The sequence below is a fragment of the Blastopirellula retiformator genome (assembly GCF_007859755.1).
Classification (GTDB): Bacteria; Planctomycetota; Planctomycetia; order Pirellulales; family Pirellulaceae; genus Blastopirellula; species Blastopirellula retiformator.
In genome coordinates this window covers 219,493-235,917 of sequence record NZ_SJPF01000001.1, presented here as the reverse complement: position 1 = coordinate 235,917, position 16,425 = coordinate 219,493, and the positions used below count along the sequence as shown (strand labels likewise).

Here is a 16,425-nt window from a genome sequence, read left to right as displayed (position 1 = left end):
GCGATTTGTTCGAATCCTTCTTTTGCAGAGCCATCCTGTGAACGTTATCCTCTTTCGCAGCGCCGCTTGCTCGGCGCTGTTGGCCGCTTTGGTCGCGGTCGGTTGCGGCCCCTCCACGTCAACGATTCATATCCATGGCGCCGTCACGTACGATGGGCAGCCAGTGCCGACCGGTACGATCTACTTTGAACCTGATACTAAGGCCGGCAACAGCGGTCCCGGCAGCCTGGCGATTATTCGCCAAGGGAAATACGACACCAGGGAAGCGCTGGGCGTGGTCGGCGGCCCGCACGTGGTTCGCATCGAAGGGTACGATGGCGTCGCCCATGGCGACAACTTGGATGGCAAACCGCTGTTCGCCGCCTATCAAACGACCGAAGAACTGCCGACCAAGAGCAGCGAAGTCGACTTTGACGTGCCGAAGAAATAGAGACTTCGACCAACGACAAGAAGGCGCACGCCCTTCTCTCTTTTTAACAGTGGGCCGCGCCGAAAAAGACGCCGATCGCCCGCAGGATTACTCTGCGAACGATCGACGTCTTACCTGGTGGAAAATTGCGGCGTTTGCGTGCTCTCGAACTCTAATCCAAGCGGCATTCGTCGGCGGTCAGCACCGCCAACAACCGCGTTACTCTCTCTGGCATCGGCGATGAGAATCTCGCTTGCCAGTTGGGCATGCCCATCTCGCCGGTGGGCGGCTCGGTCGGCGCCAACAGGCAGAGATCCTGGTTCGATACCTGGCAATACATCGTGCACTCCTGTCCGTCATTCAGACCAAAGGTGATGTAATACGAATAGTACCCGCTGTGGCTTTCGATCTCTTCGTCCGTTGTTGGCAACGAACAGCCAGTTGGGGTCGAACCGGCCAGGCATCGCTCCAAGTACTGAAGGGCCTGGGGATCGCAACATTCGACGTTTCGGTGTTGGCCGAACGCCTTGAAGTGCGAGAGTCGAACGTCAGCGTCTCCTTTTAGCAAACGAGCGACGTGGTTGGAAGAAACTTCTTCCCGATCAAACAGAAAGCAAATGGCAAATAGAATGGAAATAATAGCAATCGAGCGGAAGAGATGACTACTCGTGAAGCGGAAATTCATGGGCACCTCCGTTACAAGGAAGCTTTCACGATCACGCCTCTTTCCAGCCTGTTCCTAACCAAGGAATATCATCGTCGAAACGAAGCCTTAAACGCAAGATTAATCGAGCCGCATGATGCTGAATATGTCGAATGTTATAAACATGCAGTTCACCGCGTGAAAAGGTCTTTGGCACAAAGCCGCATGGCGCTGAAAGAACCTCCACCGATTTAGCCGCAACGACGTCGCTAGCCTTGCTGCGACAATGGTCGATATAGCGGCGCAAGAAATCGCGATAGCTGGTGACTACAATCCAGCAAATGCCGCTACTGACGGTTACGGCGAGGGCGCCGATCACGATCGTCGCTGGAGTCGCTCGCATGAAATGCTCGCCGGTCGTCTCGGCGGGGTCATCCGCCAACAAGGGTTCAAACGCTAGTCCAAACAGATCGGTCGCCACCGTCGCCATCACGATTGCTGCCGCAACGCGAATCCACACGTTCAGAACGAACGCTGGCGCCACAAATGCCGAGCCGCCGACAAACAATAGACAAGCCGCAGCGCCGTTCGCCTTGCCGATCGCAAACGCCACCGCAAACCAAGCGACGATAATACCAAGCGTGCGAAGAAGAAATTGCATGGAGGTCGAAACCGATCGAGATTGGTGATGGCGAACAAGTCCTTCAGAACGACATCATCAAGTCGTCTGGTTCCTTTCCGCCAGCTCTCTTCTCTTTTGCCGGACGAACACCATATCACGATAAACCAGAACGGCCAGCCAGCGAACTCCGCAGCTGAACGCGACGGCGATCAAGCCGACAATCGCAGCCCGCGGCAGTAACTCCAGCGCCGTCTCGACCAGCGTTGCCGTACTATGTTGGTCGAAGGTCCAGAATATGATCGCCAGCATCGCATCGACCGCGAAGGTGGTCATCAAGAACGAGACGCTGATTCGCAGATAGACGTTCGCGATAAATATCGGCAGGAAGAAGCCAGAGAAGTTGAGAAACATCAGAAACGATTCGACGCCGCCAGCCTTGCCAAGCGCAAGCAAAACGGCGAACCACAGAACGACCAGTCCAAGCGTGCTTAGGCGAAACTGCATGGCGACTAAAGTCTCTTTGACCGCCTGGTGAATCGGCGACGCCCATTTCTCGGACATCTCAGTCGTCATGCTACTTGAGCCCTGGCGGCAAAGCGAGTGAAATCGCAACTACTCCGTTTTCTCCGACGCGGCATGGTCTTCGACCAAATCGATCAGGGCATGCGCCGGGACGAACTTCGCCAATTTGCCCCCGCTGCTGTCGATCAGGTTGCCGCTATGGGCGCCGATCAACCGCCACCGGTCTTCCTCGATAGACGCGAAGACAGGCGAACCGCTTGAGCCATCCGCCAGCGCCGGCACGCAGACGACGATCCGCTGGCCTTCCTGTTTGAACGGATCATTGATCTCGCCGCTGGCGAGCTTCGCTTCCATGACGATGGGAGATAAATCGGGACCTTGGACTCCAAGCCCCATCGGAAAGCCAACCACCTCTAGGGTCGTTCGCGCCGGGGGCAAATCACGCCGGCAATTTTCCAGGGGAACGGCGACCGCGGCGGCCAACAACTTGTGCGAGACCGGCAACACCGTCACGTCGTAGCTGGGCTTGGTCAGCCAGGGGTTTTCGCTGGAAAGCCCCAGGTCGGCCAGCTTCACGTTGACGCTGCTATCGCCAATCGAGAAAGAGACGATGGAATCCGCCGAGCTTTCTTCCGAGACGTGCCGCGCGGTCGCCAGATAGACTTGCTCGCCTCGACGAACGAGAAACCCGCTCGACGCCTTGCCAATCTTCTTCCCCTCTTTATCAACGATCGAACGAATGAAGAACGGACTCTCCCAGCGATCAGGGCGATCTTCGGCGGCCAGTACCGGGGCGTTGTAGCATAGATAAACCAGTACCGCCAAAACCGCAATCAGACGAACCAGCATCAACGCATCCTTTCGTAGCGAATAACTTGACGACTACTCTTCTTCGTCGGCTGGCGGCTCTTCTCCTTCCGCCGGCTGTTCGGTCGGAAAGTTCTGATCGACGACCGCTTGGGCGAACGCTTCGGCCGAGAGAATCTGGTTGGACTGGGCGGCGACCGCCTGGTTGTGATTCCACATGTTGCGCAGTTCTTCGTCGATCGTTTCGGGAAACTGCATCACCTGGGCGACCACTTCCTTCCAGGTGCCGTCAATGTTGTAGGTCTCCTTCAGCGCCGGGACCATTTCCTGCAGCTTCTGCTCGTAGGCTTCCGGCAATTCGTCGATCGCCGACAAGATGTAACACTCGATTAGTCGTACGAACGGTTTCCCTTCGTAACGCGACATGGCTCTGCTCTTTCTGCTGAATGGAATAACAAAGCGACGTCGCTTCACGCGGGAAAGGGACGTCGCAGAGGCCATCCTAACGCGCATGCCGCGTTGGAATCACCACCGAAAAGGTTGAAATCAGCCGAGACCGACGGATCATCCATCATTGCGTTGGTCCAGTCGCTGGGCCGCGTCCAGGAAGGTTGGGCGAAATCGATTTCGTCCGCCACCGCCGTTTGTTCCATAAACGCCATGATCCGCGGCGCCCAACCCCACTCGCGCCGCGGCTGCGTCGGCGCGACATTGTCGATCCGCTCGTTGCTGGGGGGCAACCGCAGGTAGATGTCGTGATAGTTGTGCATCGCGATGCCGAGCTGTTTCATCTGGTTGGTGCACTGCATCCGCCGCGCCGCCTCGCGAGCTTGTTGAACGGCCGGCAATAATAGTGCGATCAAGACGCCAATATTGGCGATCACCACCGGCCGCGGATAGTAAAGCGCCGCCCCTTGCCAGCTCGCAGGCGGTTTGCTGGCGGCGCGGAAGGCGGGATCGGCCAGCTTCGCCTGTTCATCGACCAATTCCACTTGCTCGGGACGTCCGGACAGATCAATCAGCATCTCGGGGCGAAGCTCGATCGGCGGCGCGGCGACGACCAGCGACACGAGCAGCAAACTTCCGCAAAACGAGATCAGACGAGCAAGCGAATTCAGCACGGCGACCAGCTCCGGCACGATAGGGAAAAGAGAGCGAACCTGATCTCGGCGATCTGGCTCTTGCTAAGGACAAGTCTTCTCCCCCTTAGGCCAAGATTTCGTCGATCGTTTCAGCCATTTCGGCGGCTTTCCCTATTTTAATCGGGGCGGCCTCTCGGCCGTTGACGACCGCCTATCGCGGCTTTAAACTGGGACGTTTCGACGACTATGGTGGGTATAGCTCAGTTGGTTAGAGCACTGGATTGTGATTCCAGGGGTCGTGGGTTCGAGTCCCTCTATCCACCCTTTTTCGTTTTCTCTGATTCTCTAAACGTTTGCCTCACAACATCTTAGGCAAACCCGCCCGCGCCCCTTCTGGTCACCGCGAACCGAATTTATCTCTATGCGTCTACCTGAAAACTGCGCCCCCAATGCGCTCTGGCCGCCGATACAGGAGAACCCCATGCCGACCGCAGCCGACGTTACTTCCGCCGTTTCCGCCGAATTAATCGATTGTCTGGTTGGCTGCGTCGACCGAATCGAACATTGCGTCGATCAGCTTTCTGACGCCCAGCTGTGGCGACGCCCTGGCCCCGGGATGAACTCGATCGGCACGATTCTGATTCACTTGGAAGGCAACCTTCGCCAGCACATTATCTCGGGCGTCGGCGGAGCGGCTGACGTGCGCGATCGCCCGGCCGAGTTCGCCGAGCGCGATCCGGTTCCTGCCGCGCACCTACTGGAACAGCTAAACGCGACCCTGAAAGAGGCGTACGCCGTTGTTGAGCAAACGGAAGCGGCGGCGATGCTTGAGCGGCGCCGCGTGCAGGGTCGCGATGTTCGCGGTTGGCAAGCGGTGATCCATAGCGTCTCGCATTTCTATGGCCACACCCAAGAGATTATCTGTCTGACGCGCCAGATGCTGGGCGAGCAGTACCAGTTCCATTGGACTCCGCAGACGGCGGAAGAAGGGAAACCAACGTAGCGCATAAGACGAAGTTCGCCTTGACCCGCTTGGCGGCGGTTGGTAATTACACCGCACGAATTCCCCAATTAACTGTTTATCGTCCTTTGGCGACCGTTTGCTTGAGAGAATCGTGCGCGAAATTTTCAAAAACACGATCTTCGTCGGCGCTCTTGTACTAGCGGCCCCGGCGGCATTGCTAGCACAGCGTATCCAGGCCCCGACGCCGATCAATACGGTTGCGCCTTCTCCGTATGGAGTTCAACCTCCAGCGACGTTGACCGGCGGCATCCAGCCGTTTGATCCGTACGCCACGGGAACGCAATTCAGTTCGTATCCGACAACGACCTACGCGGCGCCTTACAATGCGCCAACATACGGCGCCCCCAGCTATCCTCCGCCCGGCAGCTATCCACCGCCGCCGACGACGCCGCCGGCTGGATTTAACGCCGGACCTCCCTCCTACTTCCCGAATCAAACGGCGCCCGCCAATGGCGCCCAGCAACCGATTTATCAACCGACGACCGAATTCCCCTCGATTCCGTACGAGCGGTTCCTCGAGAACGTCGGCTTCCGCCACACGTGGCTGCCGAAGTTGACCAACGACAATACGGCGCTGCAGATTCACGACTTTGACGTTTCGGCGACGGCCCAGTTCCCCAACTTCCTCGGCTGCAACGCGCCGCTGTTGGTGACGCCTGCCTTTGTGCTGCACTTGTGGGATGGTCCGCAGAATGTGGTTCAGAACCTGCCAGGTAACGCCTACAGCGCCTACTTGGACTTTGCCTGGAATCCAGAACTGACTCCGCGTTTGTACGCCGAGCTTGGTTTTCGCGCTGGCGTTTACTCCGACTTCAAAACATTCAACAGCAACAGCGTTCGTTTGCAAGGCTTGGGCGTCGCCGCCGTGAAACTAACGCCGACTACGACGCTGAAGGCTGGCGTCGTTTATCTCGATCGTTTGGACATCAAACTCCTGCCGGTCCTCGGCGTCACTTGGCAGCCCGACGCCCGCAGCAAGTTTGACCTGGTCTTTCCATACCCTCGGATCTCGAAGTACTGGACGACGTTCGGCGACAAAGAGGTTTGGTGGTATGTCGGCGGCGAATATGGCGGCGGCAGTTGGACGATCCAACGCGACACCGGCATGGGCTTTGTCGACGATCAGGTCGACATCAACGACTACCGCGTCTTCTTCGGGCTAGAAGCGACTCATCCGAATCGCCTGCGGGCCTACGTCGAACTCGGCTTCGTCTGGGAGCGGCAACTGGTGTATCGCAGCGCTATTCCCACGCTGAACGTCGACAACACGCTGATGCTGCGAACCGGTTTTAACTTCTAAGCGTTCTCCGTCAGAAATATTTTTGGTGCATTGGTCCTCGCTACGATTCTGGCTGGCGATCGTTCCGCTCTGCCTTGGGGCCGAGACGACGCTGGCGCAGTACGCCGACTGGAGCGGCGATAGCCGGTCGGCGACCGAGAGTAACAATCCGTACGAACCAATCCAGCCGCTTCCCCCGACCGACGTCTTCCCGCAGAAGTCGCCGCTCTATGAGCCGCTTGATCCGACTTCCGCCGTCCGGCAAGCCAACGCGGTGATCCCGCCGGAGCTGGACGAGATGCCGTACGACGTGCAGATGGAAGGGGGACTGACGCTTAACGAGGACGAGATCTTCCGTACGCGTCCCGTCTTGGCGACCAGCAAGCCCGGCGTGCTGCAGTCGGTCACCACCGATAGCACCTGGATCGCCGGCAGCGGCGACAACATCGGCATGACCGACGTGCTGGGGACGATCACGCTCGGCTTTCCGGCGCCGACGATCGAATCGCCGGTGATTGTGACGCCGGGGTTTGGGATGCACTTTCTGGTTGGCCCTGCGTCGATCGACGCCCCGCCGACGCTGTACGACGCCTTTGTGACGACGCGCTACCTGCGTCCGGTCAACGAACGCTGGGGCTTAATCCTGTCAGGCACCGCCGGTTACTACAGCGATTTCAAACAGCAAAACAGCGACGCGTTTCGCCCCAGCGCCATGGCGATCGCCACCTACAACTGGAACAAGCAATGGCAACTGCTAGGAGGCGTCGTCTGGCTGAACCGCGACGACTTTGACGTCTTGCCGATCCTTGGCCTGGTCTGGACCGGCGAGAATCGCAAACTTGAGCTAACCTTTCCCCGTCCCCGCTACAGCCAACTATGGGACTATGGCCCTGGCTATGAAGACTGGTGGTACATCACCGGCGAACTGGGCGGCGGCACCTGGAGCGTCCAGCGAGCCGATGGCTCGAACGACTTGTTGACGATTTCCGACTATCGCGCGATCGTCGGCTTTGAACGTCGCCGTGATGGGGGCGGCAAATCGTTCATCGAATTCGGCTACGTCTTCGGCCGCAAGTTCGAATACAAAAACGAGCCGTTCACGCTCGATATGAATGACACCGTTATGATCCGCAGCGGCTGGTGGTTTTAGAAGAACAGCGGAGAGCCGAAAGCGGCTGCGGTCGCAAACAGGACCCTGAACAGTGGCGATCCTCTTTCATCGACGGTCACTTGCACTTCGACCTGATTCGAATCCTAAGGTCTAGCAAAGCGATCGCCCTGCTGAACTGAGCGGAAGACGCGGTGCGTCGTCGCGTCTCCTTCTTTGGCAAGTCGAACCAAGACATGGAGCGGAACGGCGGCTTGGTCGCGGGCCATCTGGTCGTCGCCGAAAACCCGGCCAAGTGGACGTCGAAGTATGGCAGTCTGGCGACAACCGTGTACGGTCTTGGAACGGCCGACGGTCTGAACGAAAAAGGGTTGGCCGGCCACATGTTGTATTTGCGCAAGACCAACTTTGGTACCCGAGATGCGACCAAGCCGGGGATTCAGGCCGGACTGTGGCTGCAGTATCTGCCCGACAATGCGGCCAGCGTCCAAGAGTGCCTAGAGCGTGCAGATCGTGATGGTCGAAGCGCACGACCGCGAGGCGACCGTTCACTTGGCGATCGAAGACGCCAGCGGCGATTCGGCGATTTTGGAATTTGTCGAAGGCAAGTTGGTCGTCCATCATCGTCGCGAGTATCAGGTCATGACCAACGATCCGACCTATGACGAGCAGCTCGCTCTGCTGGAGAAGCAAGACTTTTCCAAGCCTAGCAGCGAAATGCCCTTGCCAGGCAATGTGAATGCAACCGACCGCTATCAGCGGGCCGCCTACTACCGGGCGATGTCGCCGAAACCCAAGGACCAGCGCCAGGCGATCGCCGGCATCTTGGCGATCGCGCGAAACGTCTCGGTACCGTTTGGCGCGCCCTATCGCGGCTTTGGCATCTACAACACCGAATACCGGACCGCGATCAATTTGTCAGGCGATGTCTCGACGAATTTCCAGCCCATGGAGAAGGCGTCGTTTTAAGGTGGCGTTTCGTCATTTGCATCTCGGCCGCACTTCCGTCGCTGGCGCTGCGGAATACGATCGCTCGGCGCATAAAAAACTGGGCGACCTCTTTCGAGGCGCCCAGCCTTAACCTGGTTATCGGGTACGTGCGGAGTTGGCGCCCGATTAGTAGCGGAAGATGCAGTCGACCGTGATGCGGTTTTGCAGCACGTCGCGACGTTCGGTCAGCGGCGTTTCCCAAGCGAAACCGAGTTCCATGTGGGACGACGGCTTGTACTTTACGCCCAGGGCGCCGGTCACGATGTCGTTGCCGGCGACGCCGACCGTACCAAGGTTGAACAGGTCGCCACCTTCGATCGGAGCGCCGGTGAACGCTTTGCCCGAACTCATGTAGTGGTACCAGTTCATCTCGCCCAAGACATACCATTTGGTGCCGGCGATGCGATGATCAACATGGTTCGACCAGAACCAGATCGAGCTTTCCGCCGACTTATCAGCCGGCAGCAAAAAGCCGCTGGTCGACAGGAAGTGGTTGTTGCAGCCGAACTGCGTACCGCCGGTCAGGAAGATGTCGAAGACGCCGTCTCCGCTTCCTTGCAGCGTGCGGGTGCTGCCGACCGGCATTTCGTAGGTCAAGCCGGCGCTGAGGATGCGTTGGTTGAACGGATCTTTGTAGAGGTTGTACTTCAAACCAGCGGCGACGTCGGCCCAACCATCGTCGATCAGCGGGCTGGTCGACGTGGCGAAACCATCTTTGGTCGCGATGATCGACAGGTTCTCGGTCAGCGCCGCACGCAGCTGCACGGCGATCAGATTGACGTGACCACCGAAAGCGGCGGACGGAATCTGATGATGCAGGTAGATGAAGCGAACTTCGGTCAGCGTTCGCGGATCTTCAAAGTAAACCGGATTGGTGATCGGGCTGATGAAGTCGTCGTAGCAATGATCGCTGGGAACCAGGAACTTGGTCAACCAGCAATCGTGGCCGCAGCATGAGTTGCAGCCGCAGCAGCTGCCGCAACCGCCAGACATGCCGCACGACTGACCGCAATCGCCCAGGTCACCGCAGCAGTCGCCAATCGCACTGCCGCATTCGCAGCCGACCAGGTCGGCGCTGTCGCCGCAGCCGCCTAGCGATGCGTATTGATACGAGACCAACGAGGCGTCGACCGTCGGCGACTGATCGCCGATCAAAACATACTCCGCTGCGCCTGCGCTGCCCGCCATAAGCATGGCGGCCCCCAGTAACCCGGCGGTGCAAAGCAAGAGTCTCATAGTACAGCTCCCAATCCACTTAAAGCATATGGCGAACGTCGGGTTGCCTGTTATCGGCAGGGGCGATTGCTTGGTGACCGACAACCCACAGAAATTGAATTTGAAATTCCAATTCCAACATCGACATGGGACCCAAAATCACTTCGCAAAATGCCTCGCGAACGTTACTCCTTACCGCACCGTACTGACCGGAAGGCGAGCTTCGCGCAAGTTGAAAGCCTCCGCTAAAGTTTGCCGTTAAAACGAGTCCTGTCTGCGGTTTGCCGCGTTTCAGATCAAATTAATTCTTATTTAGTAACATCAGGTTTTCCCTGGCAAGGAGGGCCCCAATCGCCACCTCCCGGCGATCGGGTTACAATTTCTACCGGATAGATTCGGAAGCAAACGACGACCGCTCTCAGCGAGGCGACCCGCATGACGAAAGTGAAAGTTCTGGCGTTTGCCGGAAGTGCGCGACGCGATTCCCATAACAAGCAAGTGATCTCGATCGCCGCCGCAGGCGCTACCGCGGCTGGGGGCGATGTGACGCTGATCGACCTGGCTGACTATCCGCTGCCGATCTTCAACGAAGATCTGGAGGCGGACGGCCGGCCTGAAAACGTCAAGAAGCTGAAGCAGCTGTTCCTGGAACATGACGCACTGCTCCTCTCTTGCCCGGAGTACAACAGCTCGATCACGCCGCTGCTGAAGAACACGATCGACTGGGTTTCGCGTCCCGACCCCGGCGAGCCGCGGTTGGCCGCCTATCGGGGAAAGGTCGCGGCGATCATGAGCGCCTCGCCGGGCGCGCTGGGAGGACTTCGCGGCCTGGTGCATGTTCGCTCGATCCTGAGCAACATCGGCGTCGTCGTCTTGCCCGAACAGATCGCCGTTCCGGACGCCGCCAACGCCTTCTCGGCCGACGGTTCGCTGAAAGACCTGGAGCGGCACGCGGCGATTCACTCCCTTGGCGAGACGCTGGTGCATCTGGCGTCCAAGCTGCAGAGTTAGCCGCCGCCGCTGGCCAACTCGCTCAACCAACACCCTCTCTCACCAGAAAATTGCACGACCATGGCTGACCACCAACAACAGTACGACGCGCTTTGCCAGGAGATCAGCGAAGCGGCGAAGCTTGACGGCATTCAGCAGCTGCTGGAATGGGACGAGCGGACCATCATGCCTGCCAAGGCGGGCACGCATCGCGCCGAGCAAGTTTCTTTACTTGCCGGACTGATTCACGAGCGCCGCACGTCCGCCAAGGTCGGCGAGTTGTTAGCGTCGCTGCGCGACAGTCCCTTGGCCGAAGATCCGCACAGCGATATGGGCACAACAATCCGCGTTCTCTCGCGGGAGTACGAGCGCGACTCGAAACTGCCGCAAGCGCTGGTCGTCGAGCTGAGCAAAGCGAAGGTGCTCGCCCAACAGGTCTGGGTCCAGGCTCGCAGCGGCAACAACTTTCCGCTCTTTCGCCCGCAGCTGGACAACATGTTGAAGCTGATGCGGGAAACGGCCGATGCGATCGGCTACGCCGAGTCGCGCTACGACGCGCTGCTTGACTACTATGAGCCGGAAGCGAAGACGTCGGAAGTCGCCGCCGCCCTGACCGCATTGAAAGACGACCTGGCGCCGCTGGTCGCCGAGATCGCCCAAAGCGGTCGCCATCCCAAGATGGACATCCTGAAGCGCGACTATCCGATCGCGCTGCAGGAAGAGTTCGGCAAGCGCGTCGCCAAAGAGATCGGCTTCGACTTTGAGGCGGGCCGGCTTGACGTGACGCATCATCCGTTCTGCTGCGGCGTTGGTCCGCACGACTGCCGCATCACGACTCGCTACGATCAAAACTTCTTTCCCTCCGCGTTTTACAGCACGCTACATGAAGTCGGACATGGTCTCTACGATCAAGGACTTCGCTCCGATCAATTCGGTTTGCCTCCCGGGTTAGCCGTTTCGCTTGGGCTGCACGAATCGCAGTCGCGGATGTGGGAGAATATGGTCGGCCGCAGCTATCCGTTCTGGCGGCATTACTATCCGGAACTGAAGAAACTGTTCCCGTCGCTCGGCGATACGCCGATGGGCGACTTCCACTTTGCGGTCAACGACGTCCGCCCGTCGCTGATTCGCGTCGAAGCGGATGAAGCGACCTACAATCTGCATATCATCATTCGCTTTGAGCTAGAACAGGCGCTGCTCTCTGGCGACTTGCCGGTCGCCGACTTGCCGGGCGCCTGGAACGAAAAGTACCAACAGCTGCTGGGACTCTCTTCGGATGACGATGCCGATGGATGTCTGCAAGACGTTCACTGGAGCGCCGGCTTGATCGGCTACTTCCCGACCTACTCGCTGGGGAACATGTACTCGGCGCAGCTGTTTGATCAGGCGGCGATCGACCTGGGAGACCTGGCCGAAATGTTCCGCCACGGCGTGTTCATGCCGCTGCTCGACTGGCTCCGCGAGAAGGTTCACCAGCCTGGCAGTTGTTACCCGGCTCCGCAGTTGATGCAAAACATCTGCGGCGAATCGCTCGACCATCGCCCGCTGCTGAAGTACCTGCGAACCAAGTACGCCCCGCTCTACGGGATTGAACACTAAGAGTGGTTAGCCGCAGGAAGCGTCAATCCCAGGAGAGAGGCACAAGGGCGACGTACCCAAATCAATCGGCTAGGATGCCGCCGGAATTCTACCAGTCGCGGACCGATGCTTCCTGCCGACTTTGTCGGCCCCGATAGCCAGAAGCTATCGCGGCTAACCGTTTGGGGTTAGGAATCGCGCTAGGCAAATCAATTCGCCCAATTACCCTGGAAAGGAACTCCCCTACTCCCTTCCCTGGTAACTGCGGTGATCGAGCCCGACGTAGAATGGCGGCGCTGGGTCCAGGTTGCGGCTTTTGCGACGACCTGGATGCTGTGGATAACGCCGCATCGCGCGACTTCGCAAAATGCGACGTCGCAGCCGATCGCCCAGCGTATCGATGAGGCGGAGATTACTCGGCCGCAAACATCTTGGCGACCATCTCGGTCGTCACCGGCGAGATCACGCCTCGCTCGGTAATGATCCCCTGGATCAGCTCGGCCGGCGTGACGTCGAACGCCGGGTTGTAGACGCCGATCCCTTCGGGGGCCGTTTGCTTGCCGAAGCCGTGCGTGATTTCTTCGGAGGCCCGCTCTTCGATCGGGATCTCGTCGCCGGAATCGATCGCCATATCAAACGTGCTGATCGGCGCGGCGATATAGAACGGGATGCCATGCGCCTTGGCCAAGACCGCCAACGAGTAGGTGCCGATCTTGTTGGCCGAGTCGCCGTTGGCCGCAATCCGGTCAGCGCCGGTCACGATCGCATCGACGCGACCTTCGCGCATCACCTGGGCCGCCATCGAATCGCAGATCAATGTCGCGCGAATCTTGCGCTGCGCCAGTTCCCACGCCGTAAGTCGGGCGCCTTGCAGCAGCGGCCGGGTTTCGTCGACGAAGACATGCAGATCCTTGCCGTCATCCTGCAGCGTGAAGAAGACGGCCAGCGCGGTGCCATACTCGGCAGTCGCTAAACCGCCGGCGTTGCAATGCGTCAGAAAGTTGGCGGCGCCCTTCAGTTCGTCGGCGCCGTGCCGACCGATCGCCCGACAGGTGTCGCGGTCCTCGGCATGAATCGTCTTCGCTTCGGCGACCAGCGCCGTGCGAATCTCGGCGATCGACTGGCCGGCGTCGCGCAACTGATGCGCAACCCGCTTCATCCGATCGAGCGCCCAAAACAAGTTGACCGCCGTCGGCCGACTGCCGGCCAGGTAGTCGGTCACTTCGTCGAGACGTTTCCAGAATGCCGCGGCGTCCTCGTCGCCCACGGTCTGCAGCCCGACCACAACGCCGTAGGCGGCGGCAATGCCGATCGCCGGGGCGCCGCGGACGCGGAGCTTTTTGATCGCTTCCCAGACTGTCTCCACGTCGGAGCAGCGGATGACGGTCAATTCGACCGGCAACCGCGTTTGATCGAGCAACTCCAGCGTGCCATCGGTCTGGCCGACGAAGCGAATGGGTTCTATGTCGGCCGTCAGTTCGGACTGCATGATGATCTCGCGGGGTTACTTGCCGAGCGACTCTTGGAACTTGGCGTCCTTGGCCGTGATCTTGTCGACCAGCTTGGTCTTGAATTCGGCGAACTTGGCGGCCAGATCGGGATCAGACAACGACAAGATCTGCACCGCGAACAGACCGGCGTTCCGCGGACCGCCCATGCCGACCGCCATGCTGGCGACCGGAACGTCGCCCGGCATCTGCACGGTCGACAGCAGCGAGTCGAGCCCGCCCAATTCGGCCGTCGGAACCGGCAGGCCAATCACCGGCAAGGTGGTGTGAGCGGCGACGACGCCGGCCAGGTGAGCCGCGCCGCCGGCAGCGGCGATCACCACCTTCAAACCGCGGCTGGCCGCAGTCGTGGCCCATTCGCCGACGATATGCGGCGTACGATGAGCGCTCATCACGTGAGCTTCGTAACCGATTCCGAATTCTTCCAGCGCTTTGGCAACGCCATTGATTTTCGGCCAATCGCTATCGCTACCCATCACGATGCCGACTTGGACCGCGGGTTTCTCGCTCATCGAATACTCACTTCTCGAGGAGTGTTAGTTATGGTCAAACTTGGGACTGTAAGACATGCCGAACGTTTTCGCAACCGGCTCATGCGTCACTTCCCCCCGACAGATGCTCATCGCCGAGGCGAGCGGGGCCGACCGCTGGGCCGCCTCTTCGGCGCCTTGATTGGCGATTTCCAGGGCCCACCGCAGCGTGACATTGCACAGGGCGAAGGTGCTGGTTCGTCCCACCGCGCCCGGCATGTTGGCGACGCAGTAGTGGACGACATCGTCGATGATGTAGGTCGGATCGCTATGGGTGGTCGGCTTGGTCGTCTCGACGCAGCCCCCCTGATCGACCGCAACGTCGATGATCACGCTGCCCGGCTTCATGATCTTCAGGTCGTCCCGCGTCACCAGGCTCGGAGCCTTGGCGCCGGGAATCAGCACCGCGCCGATGACCAGGTCGGCCAGGCGAAGTTGCTCGCGAATGGTGTGGCGATCGCTGTACAGGCAGTTGACGTTGGCCGGCATCGTGTCGTCCAGATAACGGAGCCGCTCCATGTTGATGTCGAGGATGTTGACGTCGGCCTGGAAACCCGCCGCGATTTTCGCGGCGTTGGCGCCGACGATGCCGCCGCCCAAGATAGCGATGTGGGCCGGTTTGACGCCCGGCACGCCGCCCAGCAAAATGCCGCGTCCCATTTGCGGGCGTTCCAGATACTTCGCGCCTTCCTGCACGCTCATGCGGCCGGCGACTTCGCTCATCGGCGTCAGCAGCGGAAGACGACCGGCGCTGTCGCGAAGCGTTTCGTAGGCGACGCAGATCGAGCCGCTGTTGAGCATCGCTTCGGTCAGTTCGAGACTGGCGGCGAAGTGGAAATAGGTGAAGATCGTCTGGCCGGCGCGGATCAGCGGAAATTCTTTCGGCTGCGGCTCTTTGACCTTCATGATCATGTCGGCTTCGCCAAAGATCGATTCGGCGTCGTCGACCATCACGGCGCCATTGGCGACATAGTCTTCGTCGGGGATGCCGGAACCATCCCCTGCTCCCGATTGAACCAAGACGCGATGCCCAGCGCGGGTCAGCTCTTCGACGCCAACCGGCAAGATGGCGACGCGGTATTCATCTCTTTTAACTTCGCGAGGGATTCCAACAATCACCGACACTCTCCTGAAGCGCTGCTATATGGTCGTCTAATGAATGAGGGGCATCCGTCCATTTTGCCGGCAAGCGCGCTTCCCCGATAGCAGCCTGAAGGCAATAAGCTGGGTAATTTGCGGCTGTTTCTTGACATTTATCCGAAAATCGAAAGATTGAAAATTTCGCTTGAACTCTTCTAGCACCAGATGTTTCGAAAGCCGCGAGTTTTTGCAAATGGCCGGAATTAGGGTTACAACCACCATCTGGTCTGATGTTCCCCTCTTCTCGCTGAGCCCGCCATGTCCGCCCCCGTTTGCCTGCTGCTTAGCCTGGTCGCCGCACCGGCTGATGAGTCGACCTTGAAATTGCTGCAGCAATTTCGGGGAGAGTTCGTCGCGATCACGCCCGCTGATAGCGCCAAGCAGTCGTACGCGATCTGCTAAGTACGAAACGACGCAAGAGTTGTACGAAGCGGTGATGGGCGCCAATCCGTCGCGCTGGAAAGGCCCTCGCAATTCGGTGGAGATGACGTCGCTGACGGATGCCGAGACTTTTTGCAAAAAGGTCACCCAGTTGCTGCGCGACGCCAAGCTAATCGACGCCGACCAGGAGATTCGTCTACCAACCGACGCCGAGTGGGAACACTGCTGCCGCGCTGGCACAACGACGAAATACCACTTCGGCGACGACGTGAAAAAGCTGGACGATTACGCTTGGTACACCGGCAACGCCGCCGGCAATGACCCGCCGGTCGGAGCGAAAAAGCCGAACCCGTGGGGCCTGTATGACATGCATGGCTACATCGACGAATGGACCAAACGCGACCCTGACCAACGTCAACAGGCGCATGTTCGTGGCGGCAGTTGGAAGTCGACCGCCGACCAGTGCCGCTCTGACGCGGTGCAAACGATTCCGGTGACGACCCAAGACGATGCGGTTGGCTTTCGCTGTGTGCTGGCGACCAAAGTGAAGTAAGAAAACCCACACCTCCTCACCGATCAATCTTCCCCAGCAAGACC

The 16,425-nt window shown here is 59.3% G+C and carries 19 protein-coding genes, 1 tRNA gene and 1 pseudogene; 11 read left to right on the top strand and 10 right to left on the bottom strand.

The window, feature by feature from the left end; translation table 11 throughout:
- Positions 1–37 precede the first annotated feature (37 nt).
- Positions 38–430 carry a hypothetical protein gene (locus Enr8_RS01010; RefSeq protein WP_146428758.1) on the top strand — a complete coding sequence of 131 codons (393 nt, stop codon included), beginning with the start codon at positions 38–40 and terminating at the stop codon, positions 428–430.
- A gap of 151 nt (positions 431–581) precedes the next feature.
- On the opposite strand, the gene Enr8_RS01005 is transcribed toward Enr8_RS01010, so the two are convergent.
- Genes Enr8_RS01005 through Enr8_RS26460 form a run of 6 tightly spaced genes read right to left on the bottom strand, consistent with a single transcriptional unit; the run spans position 582 to position 4,124 of the window.
- Entirely contained in the window at positions 582–1,094 is a 513-nt protein-coding gene (locus tag Enr8_RS01005) for a hypothetical protein (RefSeq protein ID WP_146428757.1), read from the bottom strand.
- A gap of 31 nt (positions 1,095–1,125) precedes the next feature.
- Positions 1,126–1,713, bottom strand: coding sequence for a hypothetical protein (locus Enr8_RS01000; RefSeq protein ID WP_146428756.1), 588 nt, complete (start codon positions 1,711–1,713; stop codon positions 1,126–1,128).
- 57 nt (positions 1,714–1,770) lie between these two features.
- Positions 1,771–2,247: a hypothetical protein gene (locus Enr8_RS00995; protein WP_146428755.1), complete on the bottom strand. Its 477-nt coding sequence runs from the start codon at positions 2,245–2,247 to the stop codon at positions 1,771–1,773.
- 39 nt (positions 2,248–2,286) lie between these two features.
- The gene (locus tag Enr8_RS00990; protein WP_146428754.1) at positions 2,287–3,045 is read right to left on the bottom strand and encodes a trypsin-like peptidase domain-containing protein; all 759 of its coding nucleotides are present in this window, start codon (positions 3,043–3,045) and stop codon (positions 2,287–2,289) included.
- Between the two features lie 33 nt (positions 3,046–3,078).
- Positions 3,079–3,429: a hypothetical protein gene (locus Enr8_RS00985; RefSeq protein WP_146428753.1), complete on the bottom strand. Its 351-nt coding sequence runs from the start codon at positions 3,427–3,429 to the stop codon at positions 3,079–3,081.
- 44 nt (positions 3,430–3,473) lie between these two features.
- Entirely contained in the window at positions 3,474–4,124 is a 651-nt protein-coding gene (locus Enr8_RS26460) for a DUF1559 family PulG-like putative transporter (protein ID WP_315851733.1), read from the bottom strand.
- A gap of 210 nt (positions 4,125–4,334) precedes the next feature.
- Between Enr8_RS26460 and Enr8_RS00975 the strand changes: the two genes are divergently transcribed.
- The 6 genes and pseudogenes from Enr8_RS00975 to Enr8_RS26360 all read left to right on the top strand — a co-directional run bounded on the left by Enr8_RS00975 (position 4,335) and on the right by Enr8_RS26360 (position 8,465).
- A tRNA-His gene (locus Enr8_RS00975) sits at positions 4,335–4,408 on the top strand.
- Between the two features lie 158 nt (positions 4,409–4,566).
- On the top strand, positions 4,567–5,088 hold the full coding sequence (locus tag Enr8_RS00970; RefSeq protein ID WP_186767362.1) for a DUF1572 family protein: 522 nt from the start codon (positions 4,567–4,569) through the stop codon (positions 5,086–5,088).
- A 112-nt stretch (positions 5,089–5,200) separates the two neighbouring features.
- Positions 5,201–6,409: a hypothetical protein gene (locus tag Enr8_RS00965; RefSeq protein WP_146428751.1), complete on the top strand. Its 1,209-nt coding sequence runs from the start codon at positions 5,201–5,203 to the stop codon at positions 6,407–6,409.
- Positions 6,410–6,434: 25 nt separating this feature from the next.
- Entirely contained in the window at positions 6,435–7,538 is a 1,104-nt protein-coding gene (locus Enr8_RS00960) for a DUF6268 family outer membrane beta-barrel protein (protein WP_146428750.1), read from the top strand.
- 194 nt (positions 7,539–7,732) lie between these two features.
- A pseudogene (locus Enr8_RS26525) lies at positions 7,733–7,939 on the top strand (linear amide C-N hydrolase); the annotation flags it as partial.
- Between the two features lie 61 nt (positions 7,940–8,000).
- On the top strand, positions 8,001–8,465 hold the full coding sequence (locus Enr8_RS26360) for a linear amide C-N hydrolase (protein WP_261342394.1): 465 nt from the start codon (positions 8,001–8,003) through the stop codon (positions 8,463–8,465).
- A 147-nt stretch (positions 8,466–8,612) separates the two neighbouring features.
- Here Enr8_RS26360 and Enr8_RS00950 read toward each other — a convergent pair whose 3' ends face one another.
- The gene (locus Enr8_RS00950; RefSeq protein ID WP_246119903.1) at positions 8,613–9,722 is read right to left on the bottom strand and encodes a hypothetical protein; all 1,110 of its coding nucleotides are present in this window, start codon (positions 9,720–9,722) and stop codon (positions 8,613–8,615) included.
- 414 nt (positions 9,723–10,136) lie between these two features.
- Between Enr8_RS00950 and Enr8_RS00945 the strand changes: the two genes are divergently transcribed.
- Together Enr8_RS00945 and Enr8_RS00940 are read left to right on the top strand one after the other, a co-directional pair.
- On the top strand, positions 10,137–10,712 hold the full coding sequence (locus Enr8_RS00945; RefSeq protein ID WP_146428749.1) for an NADPH-dependent FMN reductase: 576 nt from the start codon (positions 10,137–10,139) through the stop codon (positions 10,710–10,712).
- A 60-nt stretch (positions 10,713–10,772) separates the two neighbouring features.
- A complete protein-coding gene (locus tag Enr8_RS00940; RefSeq protein ID WP_146428748.1) occupies positions 10,773–12,290 on the top strand; it encodes a carboxypeptidase M32 in 1,518 nt (505 codons plus the stop codon).
- Between the two features lie 391 nt (positions 12,291–12,681).
- Here the strand turns inward: Enr8_RS00940 and mtnA are convergent, their stop codons facing one another.
- From mtnA to ald, 3 genes are read right to left on the bottom strand one after another with little or no spacing between them, the layout of a single operon-like run.
- Entirely contained in the window at positions 12,682–13,758 is a 1,077-nt protein-coding gene (gene mtnA, locus Enr8_RS00935; protein WP_146428747.1) for an S-methyl-5-thioribose-1-phosphate isomerase, read from the bottom strand.
- A 15-nt stretch (positions 13,759–13,773) separates the two neighbouring features.
- Complete coding sequence (purE, locus tag Enr8_RS00930; protein WP_146428746.1) at positions 13,774–14,289, bottom strand: 5-(carboxyamino)imidazole ribonucleotide mutase; 516 nt, start codon at positions 14,287–14,289, stop codon at positions 13,774–13,776.
- Between the two features lie 24 nt (positions 14,290–14,313).
- Positions 14,314–15,426, bottom strand: coding sequence for an alanine dehydrogenase (ald, locus tag Enr8_RS00925; protein WP_146428745.1), 1,113 nt, complete (start codon positions 15,424–15,426; stop codon positions 14,314–14,316).
- Positions 15,427–15,705: 279 nt separating this feature from the next.
- Between ald and Enr8_RS25185 the strand changes: the two genes are divergently transcribed.
- Together Enr8_RS25185 and Enr8_RS00920 are read left to right on the top strand one after the other, a co-directional pair.
- Positions 15,706–15,849 carry a hypothetical protein gene (locus tag Enr8_RS25185; protein ID WP_186767361.1) on the top strand — a complete coding sequence of 48 codons (144 nt, stop codon included), beginning with the start codon at positions 15,706–15,708 and terminating at the stop codon, positions 15,847–15,849.
- A 19-nt stretch (positions 15,850–15,868) separates the two neighbouring features.
- Entirely contained in the window at positions 15,869–16,381 is a 513-nt protein-coding gene (locus tag Enr8_RS00920; RefSeq protein WP_246119902.1) for a formylglycine-generating enzyme family protein, read from the top strand.
- The last annotated feature ends 44 nt before the right edge of the window (positions 16,382–16,425 follow it).

Bases quoted from the DNA above. Each gene is read 5' to 3' on its own strand.
- Enr8_RS01005 (WP_146428757.1), bottom strand. From the start codon at position 1,094: ATGAATTTCCGCTTCACGAGTAGTCATCTCTTCCGCTCGATTGCTATT.
- Enr8_RS01000 (WP_146428756.1), bottom strand. From the start codon at position 1,713: ATGCAATTTCTTCTTCGCACGCTTGGTATTATCGTCGCTTGGTTTGCG.
- Enr8_RS00995 (WP_146428755.1), bottom strand. From the start codon at position 2,247: ATGACGACTGAGATGTCCGAGAAATGGGCGTCGCCGATTCACCAGGCG.
- Enr8_RS00990 (WP_146428754.1), bottom strand. From the start codon at position 3,045: ATGCTGGTTCGTCTGATTGCGGTTTTGGCGGTACTGGTTTATCTATGC.
- Enr8_RS00985 (WP_146428753.1), bottom strand. From the start codon at position 3,429: ATGTCGCGTTACGAAGGGAAACCGTTCGTACGACTAATCGAGTGTTAC.
- Enr8_RS00970 (WP_186767362.1), top strand. From the start codon at position 4,567: ATGCCGACCGCAGCCGACGTTACTTCCGCCGTTTCCGCCGAATTAATC.
- Enr8_RS00950 (WP_246119903.1), bottom strand. From the start codon at position 9,722: ATGAGACTCTTGCTTTGCACCGCCGGGTTACTGGGGGCCGCCATGCTT.
- Enr8_RS00945 (WP_146428749.1), top strand. From the start codon at position 10,137: ATGACGAAAGTGAAAGTTCTGGCGTTTGCCGGAAGTGCGCGACGCGAT.
- Enr8_RS00940 (WP_146428748.1), top strand. From the start codon at position 10,773: ATGGCTGACCACCAACAACAGTACGACGCGCTTTGCCAGGAGATCAGC.
- mtnA (WP_146428747.1), bottom strand. From the start codon at position 13,758: ATGCAGTCCGAACTGACGGCCGACATAGAACCCATTCGCTTCGTCGGC.
- purE (WP_146428746.1), bottom strand. From the start codon at position 14,289: ATGAGCGAGAAACCCGCGGTCCAAGTCGGCATCGTGATGGGTAGCGAT.
- Enr8_RS25185 (WP_186767361.1), top strand. From the start codon at position 15,706: ATGTCCGCCCCCGTTTGCCTGCTGCTTAGCCTGGTCGCCGCACCGGCT.